This is a genomic window from Pigmentibacter ruber (assembly GCF_009792895.1).
GTDB classification, from domain to species: Bacteria; Bdellovibrionota_B; Oligoflexia; order Silvanigrellales; family Silvanigrellaceae; genus Silvanigrella; species Silvanigrella rubra.
Genome location: NZ_WSSC01000001.1, coordinates 776360 through 802413, shown reverse-complemented (window position 1 = coordinate 802413; position 26054 = coordinate 776360). Strand labels below are relative to the sequence as shown.

Here is a 26054-nt window from a genome sequence, read left to right as displayed (position 1 = left end):
TATGAGAATTATATCTGCAATTAGATTAGGCTTACTAAACTTCAACAATACCAAAATCCGAAGCGGTAGAGCTGAATATTGGTATTTTGTTATATTTTTAGGGCTTGTTAATATTATTTTAATCTTTTTTTCTATTTTTTTCGTATCAAAAATATTATCTATTTTTATTTTTAATACTGATACTTTAAAAAATATCTCAATTATAATGATATTTATTTTTTTGTTAATTCACGCATTTTTATACTTAATTATAACCATAAGAAGACTTCATGATATCAATAAAAGCGGCTGGAACATAATTTTATGTTTTATTCCAATACTTTCATTAATAATTCTATTCTATTGCATACTTCCAGGCGATAAATTTATAAATAATTATGGGAAGCCAAGTACTTTAGAATAGAATTTCAGGTACATTTTAGAAAGTAAATTAATATTTTAGCATGTATAAATATTTTTCAATAATGAAATTAATCAGAATAAAAAATTAAAATTTAATTAGGGTTTGTTCCAAGGATAAAAATTATTCCCCCTTTTATTCACTCCATAGGCTTCAATGTAAATCCTTGAATATTCTGTTTTTTAAATTCCTCAGCCAGTTCTTTAGTTATAAAAACTGGCAAATCATATCCTTTTAATCTAAAAATATGCACATCTTTAGGTACTTTAGATCTATCAAGAACCATTTTATCAAATGTATAAAACTTACCTAAAAGATCCGGTCTTCCGTACTCTTCAGTAAATAATCGAAATTTTGAATTTTCTCTATCAACACAATCAATTATATTTAAAATATTTAATATATAATAGGGTCTTTCACCTGGGTAAACAACGATTGGAATAAGCTGAAAATTTGTTTCTCCAACAGCTTTTAAACAAGATATAATTTTTTCATTTATATATATTGCAAATGCTACACCATAATGAAAATCTGTATATTTTTTTCCCCACAATTGAGTTGTATAAAGATCTTTAGTTATCGCTACAGATTTACCTTCATTAAAAATATCATCTTCATAACGATTTTCTGAATCTTTCTCTACAACCTGATTAAACAACAAATATTTAAATTTTGGTGAAGGATCTATTATTTTATAAAACTCACTCATTATTTACCTCTTTTATCTTTTAGTCCTATCAATCTTAGGGCCACCTGAATTTTCCTTTGACTTAACTGTCGAATTCCCATTGCTATCTTTTTTAGTCACTAAATTGTTTAAATTTGTTCCTGGTGTAACTATCTCTTTTTTTATATTTTCTAATTCTTTTGTGAAAGCTTTAGTATATTCTTCACCATCTAAACCTTTTGTAACCTCTTTAAGCCTAGTATAAATCTCATTATGATATTCAAAAGTATGAGGCCCCTTATGCCCAGGTACTCTTACCGTATTTTCAGGTCCTTTATCCATATCTAATCCAGCTTTTTCAAACATAGCTCTAAACCTTGGTGTCCAAGGACCACCTGCTCTAGGTGACTTATCATTTTTGTTTGTACAAATATGGTGCTCTGGATCTTTTTGTTTGCTTTTAGCCTCCACTTCCGTAGCAGTTTCAATTTTGCTTTCAGGAAGAACAGTATTAACTGGAACACTTTGATCAACTGCTAAAACGGATTGAATGAAATCTGCGGCTGCATACAGATCATCTGCATTTACAGGTAAAAAATCACCAATAAGATCCGAAGTAGCCTGCATTTTTTCTGTTAAATTTGTATTAGGATCTATGATTGTAGTGGCATGTCTACGAACGGAATCGACCGAATCATATGTTGATTGAATTAAATTCCCTGTTCTTACAACTTTAATCGCTGTTTTAATAATGATATTTTCCCCAGAAGGGTCATTCATTATTACAGGGTTATTTCCGGAATACTGAAATAAATTTGAATCATCCGGATTCTGCAACATCCGCTCAAGGCTTTGCCCAATATAGACATCTGGTGAAAGCCATAATCCACGTGCAGGATCATAGGAGCGGACCCCCATTGTATGTAAACCCGATTGCGCAGAAAATTTACCAGTAGCAAATTGCTCAGTAGCCCGCATTCCCTGACTGTTACTTTCAGAGCTGGCATTAAACATTTCAAATGATTTTTTAGGCCAAGTTGCACGACTATTATTTTGAATACTTGTAAAAAACTGAGAATCAATTCTTTGGGTACTATTTTGAGTATTTTCAAAATTTGCATTGCTTAGTAAAGGTAAATCTCTAGCCAAACCAAAAGGTTCTGTTACGTTTTTTTCAACAACTTTTTTTGTATCAATATCGATAACTGCAGCTATCGATCCCACTACATCTTTTATTCTTAATTCTTTTCGAAACTGGGCTGAGGTATCAGATATAGTTTCAGGTGATGTTGCATTTAATATTGGATTTCTTGTAATTAAAGATAAAGTTGCAAATTCGCCTAAATTAATATTAAAATGTAATTCATCTCGTTCAAAATAAATATTATCCGTTACTTTAACAAACCGTGGATGTGTTAAAGTTTTTACTTGCGGTTTTTCTACCGTTCCTTTACTGGCATTTATTACTTCTTCTAATTCAACGGAGTCAAATTCTGCAATTAAATGTCCTTTATCATTAAACATGCGATAAGAAAGCAATTCATTGTAAATTACATTTTTATCCACATGTTTTGCTGAATAAACCGCTTGTAATTGTCCATTCCCATTCCATATATACTTTTGCATGGGAATACTATCTGGGGTTTTCCAACTTTCAGAGCTCTGTTTATTTAAAACTGCTAATGTAGGAGCAACTCCAAATTCACGATATCCAGAACTATCATGATTATAAAACTGCTTTATGCTTTCTTTTCCATCAGTTGAAATAATGGAAACTAAAAGTCCATCAAGTGACGAACTTTCCGAATTAGAATACTCATAATTATCAATTAATTGATTTAAATTTGCAGAAACTCTACTTGCAATAAAATTTCCGCTTCTTGTAACCTTTTTAATTTTACCGCTTGCGGAGTATTGATAATTTATTTCTCCCCAAAGGCCTTTTGTTTCGCTCAAACGACCAAAGAAGTCATATTTAAAAGTACTTGAAGGATGATAAATATTATCATATTTGTTTGCTGATAAGTCTTTACTTGTCGTAATTAAATAGTCTTTATCATATTCCCAGCCATGATGAAATAAGGAGTTTGCACTAGAAATATCAGATAATTTTTGGGGAATATTTTGGGATTCACCTAACCAAATTGCTGTTGGTATTTGTTTTTGTAAATGCCATTCTGTTTGCAATTTTAAATTATTTTCAAACTGAATTTGCGTCAAGTAACCCTGATTATTAAAATAAATATTTTCAACAGGTGTTGAAATAACTTTATCTTGATTGATAAATTTTAAATTACTTAAATTGTTATTACCAAGTATATATTTTAATTCATAACCAGAAACATTTTTGGCTAATAATTGTATATTTTTTTCATTAGGAAATCCACCAATGCTAGAAACTTTTTCAATATTTCCGGCTAAATTAAATTCTTTATCTACAATATACTGGCTAATATTTACTTCATTGCTATCTTGACCAAAATATAAATCAAGAATTTGTGAATTTACAACTCCTTCTTCATTTAAAAAATATTGTTGTATATTTTTACTTGTTCCAAGTTGACTCTTTGCAATAACTGAGGTCGATTTTAATAAACCTAAACTGGCAGGTTGACTAATTTCTTCTCCGTAAGAATACAATATTTTATCAACCGCATTAGTTTTATTTAATTTATTATATTTAGTAGAGACTATTTCTGAAATTCTGTCATACGTATCGTATATTGTATTTTTCTCTGCTAATAGATTTGCAGAAGTTTTAATACATTCTTCAGGAACAGTGTTTCGTTCACAAGTATTTGTTTGTATAATTCTGTCATAATCATCATAAAAATGTTTTATGATACCTAGGCGAGTATTTGCAATATAAGAGGGAAAACCATTTGCTAAAAATTGCTGTTCCGCTACTAAACCATCATTATCTGCTACTTTTATTAATCGATGAAAAGCATCATATTCCATATCTAAAATATGAGTTATCTCTGTCGTGTTACCTTGTGAAGTTAAACCTTTCTCAATTCTAACTAACTCACCGACTTCATTGTAAACTGAACGAGTTTTTCTACCTTCAGGCGATATAACTTCTCTAAAATTTGCTCCAACCTTATTTTCTAAAATTTGTCCATCGGGAAACTCAACTGTTTTTATAGAGCCATCAAAGAAAAAAGTAGTTTTATTTTTTAATATCGCTTTTTCATGATTTAAAGTTTGATTTAATCCAAATTGAATTCTTGGCAAAATATTATTTAATACTTGTTCTTCTGAAATTTCTGAATTTACATAATCTTTAAAAACGCTACCAAGGCTATTTCTAGCTGATTTATTTCCTAAACTAAATCGATTGGCATCTAAACGAGAAGCCTCGAAAATAGCTTCATCTTTCCCAGAAAGCCATATTTTTTTGTTTAGAGTTAATTTTTCATCTGCACGATTTCTATTATAAATAGAAACAAACCCAAAGTTAATATTTTGACCATTTAAAGATGGTAGTTTTTCTAAATTGTAATCATTTAAAATTGAAAACTCTGCTGATTTATTTTGATTTTCCTCCAATGAATCCATAAATTGTTGAATATCAAGCGTTGATTTACCAACAACAGTAGAAAGTTTTGGAAAACTATATTCATAACTTTCAGTTTCTAATAATTCTTTATCATAGTTAAGATTGGGAATTTTAATATGAAAATATTTTTTTTCATTATTTTTACTTTTTACAAAATCTGAAATAAAAGTTGTTACTTTTTTAATTAAATTTTCACTTTCCGCCGAATTTGTTTTAATTATAGTTCCGGGAGTAGTCTTATTTTTATATAATTTTACTAATCGTGAAAATTCATCATACTCAAATCCTTTAATGGTGCCCCTTGTGCTCTCCAGCCGAGTAAGATTGCCAAGCTCATCATAAGTTGCAGAGTTTTTAATTCCATATCTATCAGTTACAGATAATAATTCTATTCCTGTTTCTGACCATGTAAAAATTTGTTTATCCCCTGTTGTAGATTGATAAACTTTAGGACGCCCATAAAAATCAAATTCTTGAATTGCCCATTGTTTTGTTGATACGCCTAAATGATTAGTTTTGTCATGTTGATATAAAAGTCCTGTTTGTGTCTGATAATGATATTGATAGCTCATTTGTGGTGCGTGTGAAGTACTAGATAAAGTTACTTTACTCACTTTATTACAAAAGATTGCTAAATTTTCACTATGTGTAGCAGGACAAAAGTATTCAAGAGTTGTGGTAGATGATTTTTCCCCTTGGCTTGTATTACTTAAATCTGTAACAGTATGTAATCTATTAAATTCATCATAAGTATTGTATTTTATTTTCAAAGACTCAGCATTATTCCCTAAATAATTTTTCCCAATTATTTTTTCTGTTTCACTCATTGTCAAAATTGAGGCTAAGAAATATTGATTTATTGGAATCACACCTAATCCACGTAGTAAGTGTGATTCCATCTGTTTTGCTGAAACTGTTTTTTGTGCGATAAAAATATTTTCTTTTTCAGAAAAATCACCACTAAATGCTGAATTTGCATTTAATGCAGCTCCAACTTTTGTTGAATATTTATACCCTGCTAATTGTGTACACCATTCATTTTCTTTCTCATTCTGAGTAGAGACATTGCATTTAACAGCTGTATTCTGATCTAAAGCATTTATTTCTGAAGAAAAAACAGACGAATTGGTTTTTAATAATTCATGATAATATTGAGTTGATTCACTTAAATATCTTCTGCCAGATAAAAATCTATTTTCAGTTAGTTGTCCAGCTTGTGTTTCATCTCCTACTTTTAATGATCGAGTTAAACCAAACGCAAGAAATTTAGCTAATTTTTTATCATATGCAGGAGACCTATACGCATATCGTGTAATTTGAACAGGATTAAAACCATCACTAGTTGAAATTTGTTTTACCAATGGAAAAATCACAGGTAAAATAAAATTATTTTGTGCTTGATTGATGATTTCAGGATCGGTTTCAAACGTTAAAGTTTCATGTAATTCTTTTAAAGGTGTAGAATAATTAATTTTAATGTAACGTCCATCTTCTGTTAAAACTGAAGATAGTAAATTTGGGAAGGAAGGTAAATCTAAATTTAAAAAAGTATATTTTAATGAGTCTGGATATTGAGATACTACAATTGGTTTTCCAGAACCAATCAAATCAATTACTTGAAAATTTTCTGTATTTACATAACCTCTTCCAGTATAAACATCTACCTCTGTTAACTTATTACTAACTCCGTTGTTTACTAAAATTTTAAACCCATAACTTTTTGGTGCAATTAAGCTTGGCAACCCATTACCAAAAATATCTACAATATTTATATTTTTTAAATTAGAGGGTTCTAAATTTCTTATTCTTCCTAAAGTAGTGGGAGTAAATGCAGCTTCAGTATAAATACCTTGTGAAAATTTACCATTGTTTAAATAAACAACCAAATCGCCGGAAGAGTCATTTAATATGTCAGATAAACCATCATTATTCCAATCAACAATCCGCATTTTATCAGGATTAAAATAAATACTACTTTCTAGCGGTAAAGTTAAAACAATTTTTTCAAATTCCATAATAAATTGACCTGGTTTTGCATCTGATCCAGTATATGGAGTCATACCTTTATTCAATAAAATATATGCTTTTCCAGCTCCTGAACGGATACAAAATAAATCACTTTTACCATCATTATTAATATGCATTAATTGAATATTTGCATAGTCGCATTGTGTTAAAAATCGAATATCTTCTGCCTTAAATTTTGCTACACGTTGTATAACAACATTATCATCTTTATCTTTTTTATAGTCATTAAAATATACAAGTGGAATATGGTTATAGTCATTAAAATCAACCCAATCTTGAGCCCCATGTCCATCCATATCAGCAAATTTAACTTTACTTATATAAAACCATTTTTGCCATTTCGCTACACCTTCTGAAAGTATTATTTTTCCAGTTTTTGTTTCTGGTAAAGATTTTTGTTTCATAGTTTCTTCTTGAAACAAATTTTTAAAATCATAGTCTTTATATGTTAAATATAATTTTCCACTAAAATATTCGCGCGAAATTAAAGAAGGATAACCTTTCCCATGAATATCTAAGAACAAAGAATCTTTTCCAATTTCATGATAATTAGAACGATTTTTGAAAGAATATTGGGAAAATTTATTTAAACTTAACTTGCTGTCTTTGAAAAAAGATTTTGCATTATATTTAAAAACAGTTTTTGGATGTTTTGCATTGTCGGTTTGTCCATACATTACAACTGAAATTAATCTACCTGCTAAGTCTGATTTTTCATATTCAAAAACATATTTATTTAATTGTTTTAAATTTTTATAAACAGTAACTTTAGAAATTCTTTGCGCAGATACTTGAGGTATTCCAAAGGAAAAATCTGGTTGAATAAAATTATTATATTCATAATTTAATTGAACAGAAACATCATCGGATTGTACTAAATTTAATAATGGTAAGGAATAAAAAATAGGTTTTCCTAAAAATCCCTCTCTATGTTCTTTTGTGTTGGCTAAATTTAATTCAACGGCAGTAAATTGAGGCTTAATATAATTGTAGTTTATTTCTCCCTTCCCTGCAAAAGTTCTAACTTTAGTTAAGTACCAAGTATTTATTTTTCCATCTGGAGTTTGAATTTTAGCTTCATTTGTTGTCCCATACTCATGGATATTACCATCATTTAAATAAAGAACAAAAGAACCATTTTCTCCACATTTTAGAACATCTTGACCAGAATTTCCTTGACTTACCCAAGTTCCATTTCCTAAGGGTATCATTTGAGTACTTGAGATAAAAATATTATCCGCAAGTGACTGACTACAATTTGTTGCTGTTAGATAATTTGTTTTCCCTCTTTTTTTATCTATTTGAATTTTTGGAATATTTAAACTCCAAAAATTTCCACCTTCGCCAATTGAAGAAACAGGAAAATAATTTAATGCTAAACTAATTTGCATCTGGCGGGAAGCTGGAATAGAAAATGGAATATTCCAACTAATACTTCCCGAATCAGAAACATTCCAATCAAGTTCTCGAGCACCATATGTACCAGGAGTTTTTGGTACATTAATTGTAGGAGGAGTATAAGGAGCAACAAACTGTTGCTGAGCATATGCTATTGAATTAGTAAAAATAAGATTCAAAAAAAAAATGAGAAAAATAGAAGTTTCATTCTTTACAACATCCTTGTTTAGTTAGAGACGGTATAAAAGTAAAGTTCTGCAGCAATAATTTGAGGAAGTTCAAAATTTGCTTTAATATTATTTTCATCAGACATTAAATTTTTTCTGTCATATAAATCAGCATAGAACTCTTCGTAACCAAAGACCCAATTTCCCATTAAAGGTTTTCCAGCAATATGTTGGAAATTCATCGAACTATTTACATAGTTACTTTGACAAGGAATGTCATTTAATTGTGTTGCTTGATTGCCATTTAAATTATTATTTACACAAACTTGCATTGCTTGAACATAGTTATGTAAATTTGTATTTTCTTTATATGATACTGTTCCTGCTAATCTAGTCCAATCACCAAAAGAAGAATCTATTTCAGGTAAATTATCATGCCTAATATAATTGTCATATATTTCTTGAGTCCATGCTGTACTTGCATAACTTTTATTTTTATGTGTACTTGAAATATAATTATGATTATCTTTTAACCAATGTATTTTGCTATAGTATAAATCCATAAAAATTTCGGGATTGAATAAATTCAATAAATAAGAATCTTTTATATTTTTTGTCAATAAAAACTCTTTTAAAGACTTTTCTTGTTGTTTAGCATAACTAAGAATTTGTTGATAAGTTGAATCCTTATTGTCATGTGACAAGCCATCCCTAATTGTGATTAATTTGTTATCTGACTGCGAATAACTAGTAAGTGATGATGAATCTTGAAATTCCTCCTCTTTCGATCTTGTTAAATGCATTGACATACCAACCACTCTACTTGATGAGTAGTTGCGTATTGCACTATCAATTGCTTTTGTATTTGTTTGCCCTGAAATAATTAGAGCAATTGCCTCTGGATTTAAATTTAAACTAGAATACCCATTATCTCTAAGCCCTTTTATAAAATCATTTTCAATTCTACGTTCTTCTTCTGTTTTTCTATGTTTTATATTTGGATAATTTGCATAATATTCTTGAGAATATAATTTAACTTTAAAGATACTTACGTTGTTCCCAAAAAATCCTATGTTTAACTTAGAATCAGTAATTTTTTTGAGTTCTGTTATACAAGCTGATGCATCATGAAATGAAGAAATATATCTACAAAATTTCTGCGCCTCATTTAGTAAACGAAGGAATTCTTCAAAATTTGGATTCCAACTTAAACCAATTCTATGAGTTAACGCTCTATAAGCAAAATATTTAAGAAGAGAATTTGCATATTCATGTGTATTATTAATTAAATATTCTTTGTCATAGTAACTTTTCATGAATGGAAAAAGTGAAGTCATTTCAAATAATTTTTTTGAGTGATCCCAAACTATTATCTGTTTATCTAAATTACTTATAGCTGTAATAGCTGAATTTAGTGAAATTTTAGAATTATCATGATCAATATTAGCTATTTCTAAATTTATTTTTGCTTGTTCAATTTCATTCTTAGCAGATAAAATTTGATTTTTAATTAATTTAGTTGCAAGAGTTAAATTAACTTCATTATTAACAAAATTAGAAATTTCATTTTCAATTTGCACTTCGTCAAATGCAAAATAATATCTTAAATTTCTTTCATACTTATTTCTAAATGATGATGTCAACGCTAGAGTTGTTGCATCATTTGAAATTTGTAATTTAATTTCGTTTATTGAATTGATTAAATTTATTTTTTCTTGCTCTATATTATGTTCTGCTATTATTGCAGAGAATTTTTGCGCCTTAGTGTAAATATTATTTTGTGCAATTTGCGCTTTTAGTGCTGCATATCCTGAAAAATCATTATCGCCTGATAAATCATTATCATTAATATATTTATTACACTCAGCTAAAATACTTTCATCAGATTGATTTTCAATAGGAAATTTCTGTTTTGTGTCAGTTATATTGAATCTTATAGCAAACTGACTTTGAATTGCATAGATACTTGCAATTGTTTCTATTGAGTTTTGTTTATGGGAGCCTAAATTCATTAAATTAGAGGCATAACTAGACCAATGTGGAGTTCTAACATCGAATTGACTAGCATTAACTCGAGATGCATTTTCTTTAAGTTGATAATAACTTAATTGAGCAGATCTTGCTAATGCAGCACTAGCAGCTTCTGCCATACACCCTGGTGTTACTTTTTTTTCTACTTCAGAAATATGATCATTATTATTAAAGTCTTCAAAAGATATATCCTGCCATTTTGTTTTATCTCCCCATAAATCCTTTGGATTTAAACTAACAATACATTGATGATTTTTTAACAAATCTATATTATTATTATATGTTTTAATTGATGAAACACATTGGCTTAAAAATTCTTTTTTAATTGCAGCCATTTGACTGTTAAGAGCCTTGTCAATTAAAGATGAATTTTCAAAAACTGCTTTTTTGTAATCAGTAATTGCTTGTTGAGAGTCAGACAAAGAAACTGAATTTAACAATTGTTCATTAAAATAAAGTTTTTTTAATGAATTGAAATATTGCCTTAGTAAATTTCCTTGTTGTTGCTTTACTTGCTGCAATTGAATTTCATAGCTTGATAAAGCCGCTTCTGCAGAAGATAATGCTGTTTTTTTACTCACTATATTTTTCTCTGATATTTTTACCTTATTTTCAGCTGTAGACTTTTGATCTAAAAGAATAGTTTTTTGTAATTCTAATTCGGTTCTTTTCTTACCTAAATCATCTAATTTATAAGTAAATTCTTTATTTTTATTAAAGTCAGCGACTACTGTATTTATTTCCTTTTCAATTGATGAAATGTATTTTGATGAATTTGCTAAACTCAAAGAATTTTCAATCAATGAATTATGAGAATTTCCATTAAAATTTAAGTTTTTTTGTGCATTGCTAGGATCTTTTTTCAAATATTCTTCACACAACTTTTTCTCACTTTTTGCTATACTATAGCGAGAATCTGCAGTACAAGCTAAATAAGCTTGTTTTTTATTAAAAGTATTATCAAAATAATTTTTATTAATCACGGGTAAAGCTATTTCTGATAAATTACCAAATATTTTTTGCAACTCACCACACATGGTCGCTAAGTGAGCAGGTGCACTTACTGAAGAATTTAATAAACAATACTTATTAGAATATATTCTTTTAGCGTATAGTTTTGCTAATCTTAAATCTTGTAAAATAATTTCTCTGACTGAATATTCATTTTGAGAGTTTTCATATTGTGAAGCCAAATTTTCATTTGGAGCTTTAGTCTTATGATAAAGATCCTCACTAGTAATAACACCTTTCCACCTATACATTGCTCTTTCATAATGGGCTCTAGTTAAAATATAATAAGAAAATGTTCTAGTTTCATCTAAAAAGTCATTATAAGAAATACTAGGATCGAATTTGGTATCGAAAAGCTTAATATCTTCTTTATTTTTATCTTTTCCTTTTATTTCTATGATTTTTTTATCTAAATTTACTTCTTTTTCAATTATACTAAGAGCAGTATGCGCCTCACGGATAGATGAATTTAATTTTGCAAATTTGCTAAATTTCAGAGTAGAGTTTTCATTATTGACAAATTTATTACCAAAGAAATCTTTATTTTGTGAAAGAATATATTTAGATTCAGAATTAATAACATTATTTGGAATTTCTGAAATTTTTAATAAAATACTAGCATTTAATAAATACAACTGAGGGTAGAAACATCCATTATCAATAATTTCAGAATTTTCTTTTAATATTTTTTCATATTTATAATCAAACTCATTATTATTTGAGATAAAAACACTTTCATTATTTAAAAATAATTTATTAATATATTCATTTGATAAACCAGTTTTTAAATTACATTTTTTTTCGCGTTCTACCATATACTCTTCATTGATAGGCTTATCTATATTTTTTATATTATCCTGATCTAAAAGGAGATCGGCACCAAAGACAGAACTGTGATTATTTATTATATTTGATTTTGAAGAATAAGGGTAAAAGCCATTCTCTGTATTATTTGAATGATTAGCATCTTTAATTTGATTACAAGATGAAATTATAGATAATAAAAATATACTTTTTAATTTTAAATTATTTTTCATAAGAATCCTTCTAATTTTTAATTTTTCCAACAATCTATACTTGCATCAAAAACGTATGGATTTTCTATTGTTAAATTTTCATCAATTTTTCTAATGCCACAGATGTTTTTATATCCTACTGAAACGCTATAAAAATTTTGGGCATAAGGTCTTTCTATTTTAATAAATTGCTTATTTTTTTGATTTAAACTTTTTCCTTTACAAAATAATTCATTCTTTTGATTAACAATACAAATTGTCCCATCTCTTGTAGAAAAAGAGATAAATTTTTGATTTAGATCTATTTTTTTAGGAATTTTTTGATTTGGTATTAGTGTATTGTCAGGGTTGACAAATATTCCTTCAAAGCTATTTCCCCAACAATAAAGATCATTTGAATTTGATTCTGCACATGAGTAATTTCCATCAGCTAAGACTTTTTTAAAGGATACATTTATTAAATCAATTAAATTTGGATATTCGTATGAAAGAGGAATACTGGGATCTCCTAACTGATTTTGCTTATTTTCGCCCCAGCAATACAACTTATCATTTAAAGAAACAGCACAAGTGTGAAAATCACCAACACTTATGTCTTTAAAAAAGATATTTTCTTGATCTTCTGTGATTACTTTAACTGGTAATTTTGAAAATTGGTAAGAACCATCACCTAGCTGGCCTGAACTATTATTACCCCAACAATACGCAGTATTTAATTTATCAATTCCACAGATATGATTAACACCGGTAGATATTTTAACAAATTCTAATTTAATTCCTTTTTCATTCTTGAATTCATAATTAATTGGAAGGACTTTATTAATTGAATTTGAAATTTTATTTATTAATGTATTTTCACTTTTACTCCAGCAATCAATTGATTGATTATCTTTGCGAATAGCACAACTATACTCTTTTGATTGCTGGATATCTATATAAGATAATTGTGAGGTCCAAGGCATCAATTGCGATGTGTTCCAAGGAGAAGCCTCTAAAGAATTAGGTTCTTTCAAATTTGTATTTAAACACAATAAATGATTTCCGTTTTCGCTTGAAGTAAGGCCACAAGCAGTATCTAAACCAACGGATATTTTACTAAAACGGTTTTTGAATAAAAAACCGTAACATTGTAGTTTTTCATTATTTGCACTAATGCCACATAGACTAGAATTTGATATACTGATATTAGTAAATTCCAAATTTGAAATTTTTAATGCCTTTGATAAAACAGAATATTTTGATCCTAAATTGCTTTCAATGTTTTGTTGTATTAATGTGTCAGAATTATTATTTAATTGTCCATATGTATTATCGCCAAAACAATACAATTTGTTACTACTGTCTTTAAAACAGCTTGTATCAGAATTAACAAAAATTTTACTTATATTATTAAAGTTTTCAATTTTTTGTGGTAAAGTCGCACTTTCAAGACAATTATTTTGAATATTATTGCAGACTTTTTTCTCAATATTATTTTCATATTTTTTGCTAAACGCATTTATTCCAAGTTGAGCTTTATTATTTGAACCCCAACAATACATTTCATTTTGCTCTGATAGCGCACATGTGTGCGAATTGCCTAACTCAACTTGCTTCCATTTTAAATTATTTTCTATCTTTTTAAATTGCGACGAATTTTTTTTATTACCTAAACCTAGTTGTCCAAAATTATTATTTCCCATACAATGTAAAAATTTATCTTTATCTATGCCGCAAGAAAATTCAGTATTTAAAACTTTACTTCCATTTATCTTAAAATCTAAAAATTTAGTCGTTGAAAGTAAATAAGGATTTTCTGATATTTTCTTATTTTCTACATCAAAATCCCAGCAATAAACTAGCTCATCATTTTTATTAATTCCACAAATTTTTTCTTCTGATAAAGTCAAAGTCATAAAATTTGCATTAATCGGTAAATTTAATTCTTTTGGATTTTGGAAATCTAATTTTTTAGTTGGATTTTTGCCACAAACCCATTTATTTTCATCATTTTTAGCGCATAAAATATTTTCACTAATAACAATTTTTTGATATTTTTTATCGTTAATTATAAAATGTTCTGATGGTATACCACTGCTGTCACTATCTGAGTACTTATTCCAACAATAAATTGCGTTAAATTTTTTTTCAATTGCACATAAATTTTGCGAAGAATTTACAACTTCATAAAATTTATACTCTGGCACCAAATTTATTACTGATGCAAAATTTTTATTTAGATTACCATAACTTTCGCTTTGATTATTTTTTTTGCCACAAGAGACTAGATGGACAAATACCAGTGATAAAAATAATATTTCATTATTTTTATTGTAATTTATTTTCATATCAAAACCTTTTAAAAAATTATTCAACTGAACAATTTTAAATATTTAAAAATGTTAATTTTAGATATTAACAAAAATTTAAAATGTCAATTATAAAATTTGTATTTTTGATTTAATTATAATAAAAATATTTTTACTTGACGAAACTCCGTTAAGTGCGAGTTAACTTATTAACAAAATTGAGACCTCTATGAAAGCTAGTTACATTGTTTCCCTAGTACCATTATTATTATCATCATCATTTATATACGGATTACCTTGTCAAGAAGGAGGATTGACTGAAAAGGTAAATTGCTTAAATAGAAAGCTTGAAACATTAATGCAAATTAATTCTACCCTTAACAATAAAATTAATGATGCAGCAAAAGTACCAGCGGGAACAGTTGTTGCATTTGCAGGCGACATAAATAAAATTCCTGAAGGTTGGGTATTGTGTGATGGAAAAGTAATTTCACGCAAAGACAAATATTCTGAATTATTTAACACCATCGGCACCGCCCACGGACAAGGCGATGGTTCCACTACCTTTCACTTACCAGATTATCGTGGATTATTTTTGCGTGGAGTATTAAATGACAGAAGTGGTTTAATGGATCCTTCTGCAACTACACGTGGCTCAATGAATACAGGAGGTAACACTGGAAATAAAGTTGGTTCTTACCAAGGAGATTCTTTTGGTGAGCACAGTCATAATTCTGGGAACTTGAGGAATTCTAGTAGTTATTTAAGTTATAATGGTAGCGGTACTCCTGATAGCAGATATGTAAGTGGGACAACACAACCTGATGGCGATCACTCACATAATCATCCAACTCATTATACAAGACAGCACCTACATCCAGGAAATGGTTTTGCAGTTATCCAAGCTGACCCATCAATAAGTCAATATAATAAAAGTACTCAAAGCGCTGGATCACATAGCCATTCTTTTTCAATAAGACTTCCAAATTATTCTTTTTCCATTAATACATCAATTCCAGCACAAACAATAAGCGGAACAACTGCAAATCAAGGCGGTAGTGAAACAAGACCAAAAAATGCTTATGTAAATTATATTATTAAGTATTAAAAAATATTCTCTCAAAAAATATTAAAACTTATTTTAATATTTTTTGATTTTCACTTCCCATCATAAAAATTTCTCAACTAGAAAAAAAATCCATACTAAATAAAGTAACATTAAATTTAAAGAAACATCCTAAATTATTCCTAAAAATTTTAAAATATTTTTATTTGTTTGATCTACTAATTCACTAGGAGATAAATCAACGTATTTTGCTAAAATATTTGCAATATTATTCAACATTGCAGGTTCGTTATAAGGTAATTTTCCAATTTCAGGTATTTCTGGGGGAAGATCGGGAGAATCGGTTTCAAGCAATCTTAAATGCGTAGGGCATTGAATAAAAGCTTCTCTATTTTTTAAAGCTTGTTTCCAAGTAGGAACACCACCAAAAGAAAAAAATATAGAGTGCTTAGAAAGTTTTTTTAATTCTTCAACAGATCCACTATAGCAATGGATCATAATTTTTTGCACCCCTTTTTCTAATGCCCATTGAATTCTTTCATAGCAATATTGCCACGGAGCGCGCAAATGTAAAATCATAGGTAAATTATATTTTACTGCACTTTCAACTAAAAATTCAAATGCGATATTTTGCAATTCAAGTACCTGTTTTTTTGCTAATCCTTTGCACTTTGAATGTTGCATAACATCTTTAGAAAGATCAAACCCTGCTTCACCAATTGCCCAAATATTAGATAAATGATTTTTCAAAATAGTATTAAATAATTCAAAATCTTTTGTAATTTGCTTGATATTTTCACTTCCATCAGTATTTAACCACTTTTCATGGATATGCATTGGATGCAAACCATGGGTTAGGAAACAAGAAAATTTATTGCTACTTATTTGAAAGTTGGAATTTAGATAATTTTCTCGATTTAAAAACTCAAGAATATCATTAAAATCAGAATTGGTTAGGATGGCAATATTTTCAAGTGTATCTTCATTCCACACACCTGCGGCAACTCCAACTTTAACTTTTGAATGGATGGAGTTTAGAATTGTTTGCTTTAAATTAGGTAGATAATTCAAATGAAAATGCGAATCAATGATAAATAAATTGTGATTAGAATTTAAGTCATTGTTCCCCGCAAAAATACGTCTACCTCCACTACGTTAATATTTTTAGGTAGGTCTAATATAAGTTTACATTGCTCTTCTGAAATATCAAATAGCTTTCCAGTATTGTTATCAAAAAAGTGGAAATGTTCGTTTACGTTTGTATCGTAAACTACTTTACCAGTATGTGGTAATTTAAATTCTTTCAACATACCTGCGTGCACAAGAACATCTAAGGTATTGTATACGGTTGCTCTGCTTAATTTTGGAAAGTTAGCATCAGTCCAATTTTTTATATCTTCTGCTGTAGGATGATCTGCTTCACAAAGAACATACTTACAAATTGCAATTCTTTGTGCAGTCGCGGCCACACCAGACTTTTTCAGTCTTTCTTCTATCTCAGCAACACTTAAGCATGGATTTTTTTCATTTATTGGTGTTGGAATCATAAAAATACCCTCATAAAGAGATGTTATAAGTATCTAAAGAAAATAGCAAGAAATTATTAGACTTATTCTAAATTTTGAATTAAAAAATTAATGCACTCATTTCATAACCTGTTGAAATTAATTAATTATTCAAGATTTGGAACTCTTTTCTTTCTCCGCAAAAACTTTAATTTACGGTTATGTATTGTATCTTTTCTTGCTTTTGGCAAATGCCAATTTTTCCATATAGAGATCATACGTGACACAAAAATAAATAAAATAACAATAATATCAAGCATTAATGGTGGCAGATAGTCATCTAAAACAAAATAGATTATTCCCCCCATAACAGCAAAAGCTCCATAAATTTCTTTCTGAAATAAGTATGGAACCCGATTGACTATCACATCGCGAATAACACCACCAAAACATGCGGTTATTACGCCCATCAATATACATTGATAATTTAATAGTCCTGATTTTAGAGCAACCTTAATTCCAGCTAAGGTAAAAAAAGCTAAGCCTAGGGCATCAAATATTAAAATCATTTTATCAAAATAACGGTGCTGTTTTTTAAATGCTAATACAACTATTGTTGCTAACAACGCAATTAACCAATAGATTGGAGTGTTGAAAACTGCAGGTGGAGTGTTGCCAAGAATAATATCCCTAAGACATCCGCCACCAAATCCAGCAACAACAGCCATTACAAAAATTCCAAAAATATCCATTTTTTTAGCAACAGCAATCGAAGCGCCACTAATGCAAAAAGCAAAAGAACCTGAATAATCAATAACATTAAAAACCATATTAGAACCTTATAAAACTACCTTATAATTTATTTTTAGAATTATTCTCGTTTTATTCAAGAGGATATTCCTTCTGTTGGTAATAGTTTTCTATTTTCCCAAACTATATTTAAGTAAAGAATGTTGGTAAAGAAGTAAAGAATTTGGAAAATTAATTTCAGTCGTAATAAATTTGGCATATCCCTTCCTTTCATATCTAGCATAAATCAAAACTAAGATTTTGAGTTATACCCTTGAAGTATTAGCCTTCTCTAAAAGCACCATACCCCTTAAAGTAACAATATATTATTTTTTTAATTTATAAAAGAATATCTTAACTTTTCTTACGAAATTAAATTATTGTGATTGGATAATCAATCAATTAAATCAAAAATATACTTTAGATTCTTTATTTCAAACGAGATCATTTGCAAGTTTTAAGACTTCAGTCTAAGTTAATGATCTTGGTTACAACAAACTTGGACTTTATCTATGCTTAAAAATATATTTATAAAAAACTTTATTCTCCCATCTCAATTATATAATACTTCCAAAAAAAATGTCCCTAATATTAAATTTGGAGGCATTGAACTTCCTAAAAAAACTATTTATCTAGACTTTGCTGCCAGCACGCCTTTAGATAAACGCGTCTTAAATGAAATGACACCCTGGATGCTCGGTTATTTTGCAAATGCTGCCAATAGAACACATCCAATGGGGGAAATAACAGATCACGCAATTGCAGAGGCAAGATTAAAAATTGCTAACATTTTTAAAGTTGACTATGATGAAATTGTATTTACTTCAAGCGCCACTGAAAGTAACAATTTATTTCTTCGAGGTCTGATAACCAGTCCATTTCGAAAAAAAAATAAAATATTGTATAGCCCAACTGAACACTCAAGTATTATTGCAACAATAAAAGATTTAGTAGAAAAATACGGCGAAAAAATTATTTTTAAAGAACTTCCAATAGATCAAAATGGGCAAATTATTTTAGCAGATGCTGAAAAATTAATCGATAAAAATACACTATGTGTCTGCGTGATGGATGTAAACAATGAAACAGGAATAATACAAAAAAATATTCCATATTTAAAAGAATTATGTGAGAAAGTGAATACTATTTTACATGTTGATATGGCGCAAGGATTTGCACGCTGTAAAATGGAAAATTTATTTTTAAATTTTGATACAGCAACAATATCATCTTCTAAAATATATGGTCCAAAAGGAGCTGCCGCACTCATTATAAAAAAAAGAAAGCCTAAAATAAAGCTAGAGCCGCAACTAACAGGAGGTGGTCATGAATTTCTTTTGCGTTCAAGTACACCTAATACAGCGGCAATCATTGGCTTTGCAAAAGCTTGTGAGCTACAGTTCATAGAAGCATCTGAAAGAAGTGAATATTGTGAAAAATTAGAAATAGCTTTTAAAAAAGAAATTTCAAAGCAAATACAACCTATTTATTATGGCAAAGAGGAAAATAAAGTAAAAGGAATATTAACTTTATGTATTGCTGGAGTGAATGCAATGAAACTTCTTGAAGAAACAAAATCCGTTTGTGCTAGTGTGGGAAGTGCTTGTAAAACTCTGCAAGCAACATCTAGTCATGTATTACTGGCTATGGGTGTTCCCTTAGAAAATGCGCTATCAAGTTTTCGCATTAGTTTTGGTTTGACAAATTCCGAGGCTGAAGTCAAAGAAGCGGCTAAACGTTTGGCCAAAACAGCAATAAAATTAAAAAACGAATCTGCAACTCTAAAATAATAGGATGTTGATTATGGACTTGAATGTATTAATTGTCGGCGGAGGAATTCACGGTGTTGGTTTATTACATGATCTAGCAACCCGTAAAATACATGGGATACATCTTGTCGAAAAAAATAAAATTGCTTCTGGAACTTCGAGTCGAAGTACGAAATTAGTTCATGGAGGCTTAAGATATTTAGAGCACATAAACCAATGGAGCCTTGTAAAAGAAGCACTAAAAGAAAGAAGTTTACTACTAAAACTTCTAAATGGAATTGTAAAACCTCTTCCTTTTGTTCTACCCAATTTTCATGGTGATAAACGGCCACCATGGATGGTTCGTCTTGGATTATTTTTTTACGACTTACTAGCAGGAGATTGTGGATTACCATCTGCAACTAAAATAAGTAAAGATGAAATTATTCATTACGCTCCTTATTTAAATGTAAAAAAAATAGAAAGTGAAATGATTAGTGCTTTTCTTTATTATGATGCACAAATGCTTGATGACGTAATAGCAAAATTGGTTGTTGAAGCATCAGTAAAATTAGGTGCTTCATACGAAGAAGATTCAGAAGTCACTCGTGTTCAAAAAATAGAGGGTGGATTTAGAGTAACAATAAAATCAAGTCAGGAAGAAAGAACATTAACAACAAAGTATATTATAAATGCAGCAGGTGCTTGGTGTAATGAGAATTTATTAAAATGGGATATTATTCCTAATATACCTTGTTTGCTTAATTTAGGAACTCATATTATTTTTCGCCCTGAGGTTGTTAAAAATGGGAAGGTTGAAAATTCATTCGCTACTCTTATCCAAGAGCCTGATGGAAGAATTGTTTTTTTCATACCTTGGTTCGATAAATGGTTATTTGGAACTACAGAATCCATCTTAAACAGCAGACCTTCACAAATTAAATATCCACAGGAAGACAAACAATATCTTATGCACACCGCAAGTGAGGTTTTAAACTTGTCTGACGCTGAACAAAATATCTCCGAAATATTTTGCGGTGTAAGGTGCATGCCCTTAAATCAAAAAACTAAATTTTCTAATTTAAAAGCTAATTGGGTAGATAATCCCTATGAATCTCCATTTTATCTAAATAAACTTGATAAAAATATTTCAGGTCTTTCCAGAGAAACTGTAATTGATGAACCTATTAGTGGACTTTTTTGTATCTATGGAGGGAAATATACAACTTATAGAGCAGTTGGTGAAAAAATAGGGTCTCTGTTAAGTAAAAAATTAAAAATGGGTACGTTATCAGGTACTCATATTAAAGAAAATTGGTTTATTCAAGAACTTATAAATGAAAAGCCAGAAATATTTAAAACATCACCCGAGTTAAGGCAAATTTGACAAGCCTTCCAAAATTACCTAAATAAACACCCTTTAAAAAAATATAAGAATACTTATAATAGAATAAAATTATATTATGAGGGCAAAATGTCTTATAAAAAAAAACTTAGTGAAATACTTACTTTTTTAAAATTTCATTTATTCCTTCAAGTTGTCATAGCAGTAGCTTTAGGAATTTTAGTTGGTATATTAGCTCCCAAATTTGCGGTTGACCTCCGCCTGATTGCAACAATTTTTATTCGTTTTATAAAAATGGTTATTTCACCTGTTGTGTTTGTATCAATTATTCTTGGTGTTTGCTCACACAGTAAACATGGAGGAGTGGGTAAATTAGCATTTAAAACAATTGTTTATTTTGAAATTATGTCAATTATTGCAGTTGTATTAACTTTTGCCTTTATGCTTTTCTTCCAACCTGGAGTTGGATTTAATATTACAGCATTTCAAGGCGTTGATATTTCCAAATTTAAACCAAAGGAAGGATCAAAAGGCGGTTTTACTGAATTTATAACTCATATGGTTCCTGAAAATGTATTTGCTACTTTAGCAGGTGATAATTTATTAGCCGTGATTGTCTTAGCAGTCGTATTTTCAATCGCAATTTTACAAATGAAAAATAATGATAAAATTCTTCAATTTTTTCAAATGTCCAATGATGTATTTTTTAAGATGATTGGAATGATTTCAAGAATATCTCCAATTGCAGCCTTTGGCGCCATTGCAGCTACAGTTGGACAACAAGGAGTACAATCATTAGTTATGCTTGGTTACTTTATAATAGTATTAGGCATAAGTATGGTCGCTTTTTGGATAATTCTCTATATTGTGGGTAGAGTATATGGCTTTGATCCACTTAAACTTATGAGACATATCAAAGAAGAAATGTCGATTGCATTCGGTACTTCTTCATCTGAATCAGTGTTTCCACAACTTATGAACAAACTAGAATCATTTGGCTGTTCTAAGAAAGTTGTAAGTTTTGTCCTTCCTACTGGCTATGCTTTTAATTTAGATGGAACAGCAATTTATGTAACAGCAGGTGCCCTATTTATTCAGCAAGCATACAATATACCTTTTGGTTTAAATGAATTTTTTATTCTTTTAGTTACTATTTTAATAGTTTCAAAAGGAGCAGCAGGAATTACAGGAGCAGGTTTTGTAACGTTATCAGCGATATTAGCTGCAATGCCTAATCATATTATTCCAATTGAAGGGTTAGCATTGCTTCTAGGAATTGATAGGTTTATGTCCGATGCTAGAGTTGTTACTAATATTATAGGGAATACTATTGGAACTGTTCTAATCGCTAAATCTGAAGGAGAATTTGCGCAGAAAAAAACTCGGTAAAAAATAGTATTTTTTCAAATTAATTCCCAATTTCTACAATCAAATTTATGTATCTTTGAGGAAATTAATGAAAAAAAGAAATGAAGGCAGTAAAATAAAACTTAAAATTTTTATTTCTGCAATTATTTCATTAATTTTTGTAATAACAATAGCTTTTGTAACAAAAAATTTTTTAGATGAATTTAATGAAACAGAATCATCAATTGCTAAATTAATAAATACTACCGGTAAGCAAAGAATGCTTATTCAGAAAATTATGTTACTCATTCAATCAGTAAATTCTAAAAACTTAGACAGTGCAACTATCATAAAAAGTGATTTATTCTCCAGTATCCAAGAAATGAAAAAAGCAAATGATATTATCATGAATGGGAGTCCTAAAGAAAATATCTTAAAAATAACCAATAGTGAAATAGAGCGAATATTAAATAATAAAGTAAATTTATACAAGAGAATAAATGAGTATACAGAATTAGCGGAAGAAAATGCAAAAAAAAATGATTATAGTGGATTTTTGTTAGAATATAATATCTATAAAATGAATAGTCTACTACTAGATTTAGAAAAGTTATCAAAACTTTATTCAAATGAAAGCGATTTACAATCAAGAAAAATTAATGCTTTATCAATAATAATGATAATTTGTTATTTAGTTGTTTCTTTCATTTCAATATTTTTTATCTTCAAACCTTTAGCAAATCATATCTCTAGTTTATATTTAAATCTTGAAAAAAAATATCATGATAAAGATATAAAAAGTATAATGTTAGAAATTGAAAGCAAGTTTGCTGAAAAATGCTTGAAAGAACTTTATCCAAGAGTCGAATATAATCCTTCATTTAATACTGACTTAGTTTCACTTGCAGCATTTTCACAGAGTGCGAAAGAAATAGGGAAAGACTGGTGGGGGATTTATGAGTTTGGAAAAATAAAAGTAATATTAATTGGTGATGTTTATGGCCATGATAAAGGAACAATTATTGTAATTGACACTATAACTAAATTTTTTGAAGATGCTATTGATAAAAAAGCTCTAGATAAAATTAATTTTTTAGATGTTTTCAAACTTCTTAACGAAAAAATTCAAGAATTAGGAATGCAAAATCAACTTACATTAACAATGTCAATATTAATTCTTGATAACAATTTAAGCAGAGTGAAATTTATTAATGCGGGACATAATTTTCCATATTTAGTAGAATATAGTGAAAAAGATGAAATTAAAATTTCTAGATTTAAAACTAAAGGACATAGCCTTGGAATTAAGCAAAATAATCTTTCATTGCCTGAAGAAGAATTAAAAATTGTTGAATATGAGTTTAAAGATAAATCTTTAATTTTTCTTTATACATCAGGATTAATAACAAATAAAGATAAATTTGACAAAGAATATAGCGAAAGAAACTTAAAAAAGATTTTTGAAAAAAATAATTTTAAAGACAAAAATGCACTACTAGTATTAGACGCAATTTCAACAGATGCCTTTCGCCATTATGATTCAAAATCTATTAGCGAAGACATTACATGTATTGTTGTTAAGAGAACTTAACTTGATAAAAAAAATATGCTATTAATACTTTAAATGTTTTTATTAGGAGCATCTATGACATTTACTGATTTTTTAAAATTTAGACACGCTTGTAAACAATTTGACTCTAGCAAAAGTGTATCTATAGAAGATAAAAAAAATATACTTGAATATGCCCGTCTATCTCCATCTTCTTTTGGAATAGAACCTTGGAAATTTATCGCAATATCAAATAAAGAATTACGTGAAAAACTTAAATCTGCATGCTGGAATCAAAATCAAATTACCACTTCTTCATTTATAGTTTTATGTCTTTCGTATATGCCACATCATTTCAGAGGTAAAACAGAATTTTTAAAACAAAGAGTTGGAAGAAAATCTTCTGGCGAAATGCTTGATAATTATTTAAATATGATTATCAGTTATTTAGCAATGCAAAACACTCAAGAATGGGCAAAACGCCAAGTTTATATACCTTTAGCTAATATGATGACAGGTGCAGCATCTTTAGGCATTGATTCATGCCCTATGGAAGGATTTGAAATTGAAAAAGTTCATCCTGTTTTAGATAAAATTGTTGATTGGAACGAATTAGATTTAGTTGCAATTGTTGCTTTCGGTTATAGGGTAAATCAACAACCACCACAAACAAGAGAATCTAGTAGTTCAGTAATCGAGTTTATTGATTAATAAATAAGCTACTTTTTTGCTCTATCAGTTGTAACTACCACTATTTTTAAAGATTCTTCTATTCTAATTAATTCCATTCTTTTACATGTAAATGATATAAGAATTCTTTATCTAAACTTAGAATTACTTTTTTAAAGGAAAAAAAACAATAAAAGTAGTAAAATTAGCGGTATTATCATAATATAAGTTGCCCTTTTGTGCCATGATAATACCTTTTGCAATTGATAATCCTAATCCTTTAGGTATATTGCAAATATTTTTTGTAGAAAAAAATGGTTCCATTATTTTATCTATGTCAACTTTTCTCAAACCAATACCATTATCTATAAATTTAATAACTAGATCATCGTCATTTACATTTGACTCAATTTTAATCCATTTGTCTTCATTAAGGGAATTTAGCAAACTTTCATATGAGTTTATTATTAAATTAAAAAAGACATGTGATAAATTAATTAATCTACATTTCAATTTAAAATCTTGATCTATATTTAAAATAATTTTTATTTTATTATTTTGCAATTTTTTTTCCAAAAGAAAAAATATTGCTTTAAAAATATCAATTAATTTATTTTCAGTATAAGGCTCATCATCAGAGATTTCTGAAAATTTTCTTAATGATATTATAATTTTTCTAATCCTTTCAATTCCAGTTTTTATTGTATCAAAATCTTTTTCTATTTTAGAGTTAATTTCTTTACTTACAAATTCTTTTATCTTCTCATCGACAATAGCTATCTTCCCACTAATTATTGCTAGAGGTGTATTAATTTCATGGGAAATTCCAGAAGAAAGCATAGAAATAGAATTAACTCTAGATTCTTTAATATAGTTATAATTAATAGTTTCTAATTCAATATTTTTTTGAAACAAATCTATTATATTTGTCACTATTTTCGCGTAATTTTTTAAAATAGTAATTTGATTTTTATTTAAAATTTTTGTCTTTCTATGCATTACAAGAATGTTTCCTATAACAATGCCATTTTTTAAAATTAAAGGAAATGAAGCATAAAAAACAATTTTAAATTTCTTCCTTAAGTATAAATTATAAAGATTTTTTTTATCTTTTCCTAAATTTTCTATTATAAGTAATTTTTTATTTTCGATGGAATACTTACATAAAGATTCAGAATATGAAATTTTTTTCACCTTTAACCCTTTAGCTGACATAAAAAATAATTCATTATCATGTTTAATAGAAAGTGCAGCTATATTTGTTTTACAAATAATTGATAATGTTTTTGTTATTTCAGAAAAATCTAATTCATTTAATATTCTTTTAGGATCAAAATTTAGAAAGCTTTTCATATGAAATTTTCCTTAATGATTTTTCTTAATATATTATATAAGAGAAACTTTTTAAAATTCAATCACAAGTGTCACAACTTTTATAAACTCAAATTTAGCTTTCAAATCTTGAATA

General features: G+C 28.4%; 16 protein-coding genes. 7 read left to right on the top strand and 9 right to left on the bottom strand.

Annotated features, from left to right (window positions below; genetic code table 11):
* Position 1 precedes the first annotated feature (1 nt).
* Positions 2-403, top strand: a complete 402-nt coding sequence (locus GOY08_RS15725; RefSeq protein ID WP_158997144.1) for a DUF805 domain-containing protein — start codon at positions 2-4, stop codon at positions 401-403.
* 136 nt (positions 404-539) lie between these two features.
* On the opposite strand, the gene GOY08_RS03320 is transcribed toward GOY08_RS15725, so the two are convergent.
* Genes GOY08_RS03320 through GOY08_RS03305 form a run of 4 tightly spaced genes read right to left on the bottom strand, consistent with a single transcriptional unit; the run spans position 540 to position 14607 of the window.
* Positions 540-1109 carry an imm11 family protein gene (locus GOY08_RS03320; protein ID WP_158997143.1) on the bottom strand — a complete coding sequence of 190 codons (570 nt, stop codon included), beginning with the start codon at positions 1107-1109 and terminating at the stop codon, positions 540-542.
* Between the two features lie 12 nt (positions 1110-1121).
* Positions 1122-8234, bottom strand: a complete 7113-nt coding sequence (locus GOY08_RS03315) for an AHH domain-containing protein (protein ID WP_158997142.1) — start codon at positions 8232-8234, stop codon at positions 1122-1124.
* 47 nt (positions 8235-8281) lie between these two features.
* Positions 8282-12301, bottom strand: coding sequence for a hypothetical protein (locus tag GOY08_RS03310; protein WP_158997141.1), 4020 nt, complete (start codon positions 12299-12301; stop codon positions 8282-8284).
* A 17-nt stretch (positions 12302-12318) separates the two neighbouring features.
* Positions 12319-14607, bottom strand: a complete 2289-nt coding sequence (locus GOY08_RS03305) for an RCC1 domain-containing protein (protein ID WP_158997140.1) — start codon at positions 14605-14607, stop codon at positions 12319-12321.
* Positions 14608-14797: 190 nt separating this feature from the next.
* Between GOY08_RS03305 and GOY08_RS03300 the strand changes: the two genes are divergently transcribed.
* On the top strand, positions 14798-15676 hold the full coding sequence (locus GOY08_RS03300; protein WP_158997139.1) for a phage tail protein: 879 nt from the start codon (positions 14798-14800) through the stop codon (positions 15674-15676).
* A gap of 129 nt (positions 15677-15805) precedes the next feature.
* On the opposite strand, the gene GOY08_RS03295 is transcribed toward GOY08_RS03300, so the two are convergent.
* The 4 genes from GOY08_RS03295 to GOY08_RS15600 all read right to left on the bottom strand — a co-directional run bounded on the left by GOY08_RS03295 (position 15806) and on the right by GOY08_RS15600 (position 18148).
* Positions 15806-16723: a TatD family hydrolase gene (locus GOY08_RS03295; RefSeq protein WP_268892494.1), complete on the bottom strand. Its 918-nt coding sequence runs from the start codon at positions 16721-16723 to the stop codon at positions 15806-15808.
* Between the two features lie 23 nt (positions 16724-16746).
* Positions 16747-17181, bottom strand: a complete 435-nt coding sequence (locus GOY08_RS03290; protein WP_158997137.1) for a Fur family transcriptional regulator — start codon at positions 17179-17181, stop codon at positions 16747-16749.
* 125 nt (positions 17182-17306) lie between these two features.
* Positions 17307-17969, bottom strand: coding sequence for a trimeric intracellular cation channel family protein (locus GOY08_RS03285; protein ID WP_158997136.1), 663 nt, complete (start codon positions 17967-17969; stop codon positions 17307-17309).
* Between the two features lie 56 nt (positions 17970-18025).
* On the bottom strand, positions 18026-18148 hold the full coding sequence (locus GOY08_RS15600) for a hypothetical protein (RefSeq protein WP_268892487.1): 123 nt from the start codon (positions 18146-18148) through the stop codon (positions 18026-18028).
* Positions 18149-18440: 292 nt separating this feature from the next.
* Here GOY08_RS15600 and GOY08_RS03280 point away from each other — a divergent pair, with 292 nt between their 5' ends.
* From GOY08_RS03280 to GOY08_RS03260, 5 genes are all read left to right on the top strand, one after another.
* Positions 18441-19718 carry a cysteine desulfurase family protein gene (locus GOY08_RS03280; protein ID WP_158997135.1) on the top strand — a complete coding sequence of 426 codons (1278 nt, stop codon included), beginning with the start codon at positions 18441-18443 and terminating at the stop codon, positions 19716-19718.
* A gap of 13 nt (positions 19719-19731) precedes the next feature.
* Positions 19732-21063, top strand: coding sequence for a glycerol-3-phosphate dehydrogenase/oxidase (locus GOY08_RS03275; protein ID WP_158997134.1), 1332 nt, complete (start codon positions 19732-19734; stop codon positions 21061-21063).
* An 87-nt stretch (positions 21064-21150) separates the two neighbouring features.
* Positions 21151-22410 (top strand): cation:dicarboxylate symporter family transporter, encoded by a 1260-nt coding sequence (locus GOY08_RS03270; RefSeq protein ID WP_158997133.1) that lies wholly within the window; start codon positions 21151-21153, stop codon positions 22408-22410.
* Between the two features lie 67 nt (positions 22411-22477).
* The gene (locus GOY08_RS03265; RefSeq protein ID WP_158997132.1) at positions 22478-23959 is read left to right on the top strand and encodes a PP2C family protein-serine/threonine phosphatase; all 1482 of its coding nucleotides are present in this window, start codon (positions 22478-22480) and stop codon (positions 23957-23959) included.
* A 54-nt stretch (positions 23960-24013) separates the two neighbouring features.
* Positions 24014-24628, top strand: coding sequence for an NAD(P)H-dependent oxidoreductase (locus tag GOY08_RS03260; RefSeq protein WP_158997131.1), 615 nt, complete (start codon positions 24014-24016; stop codon positions 24626-24628).
* A gap of 123 nt (positions 24629-24751) precedes the next feature.
* Here the strand turns inward: GOY08_RS03260 and GOY08_RS03255 are convergent, their stop codons facing one another.
* The gene (locus GOY08_RS03255) at positions 24752-25939 is read right to left on the bottom strand and encodes a GAF domain-containing sensor histidine kinase (protein ID WP_158997130.1); all 1188 of its coding nucleotides are present in this window, start codon (positions 25937-25939) and stop codon (positions 24752-24754) included.
* Between the last annotated feature and the right edge of the window lie 115 nt (positions 25940-26054).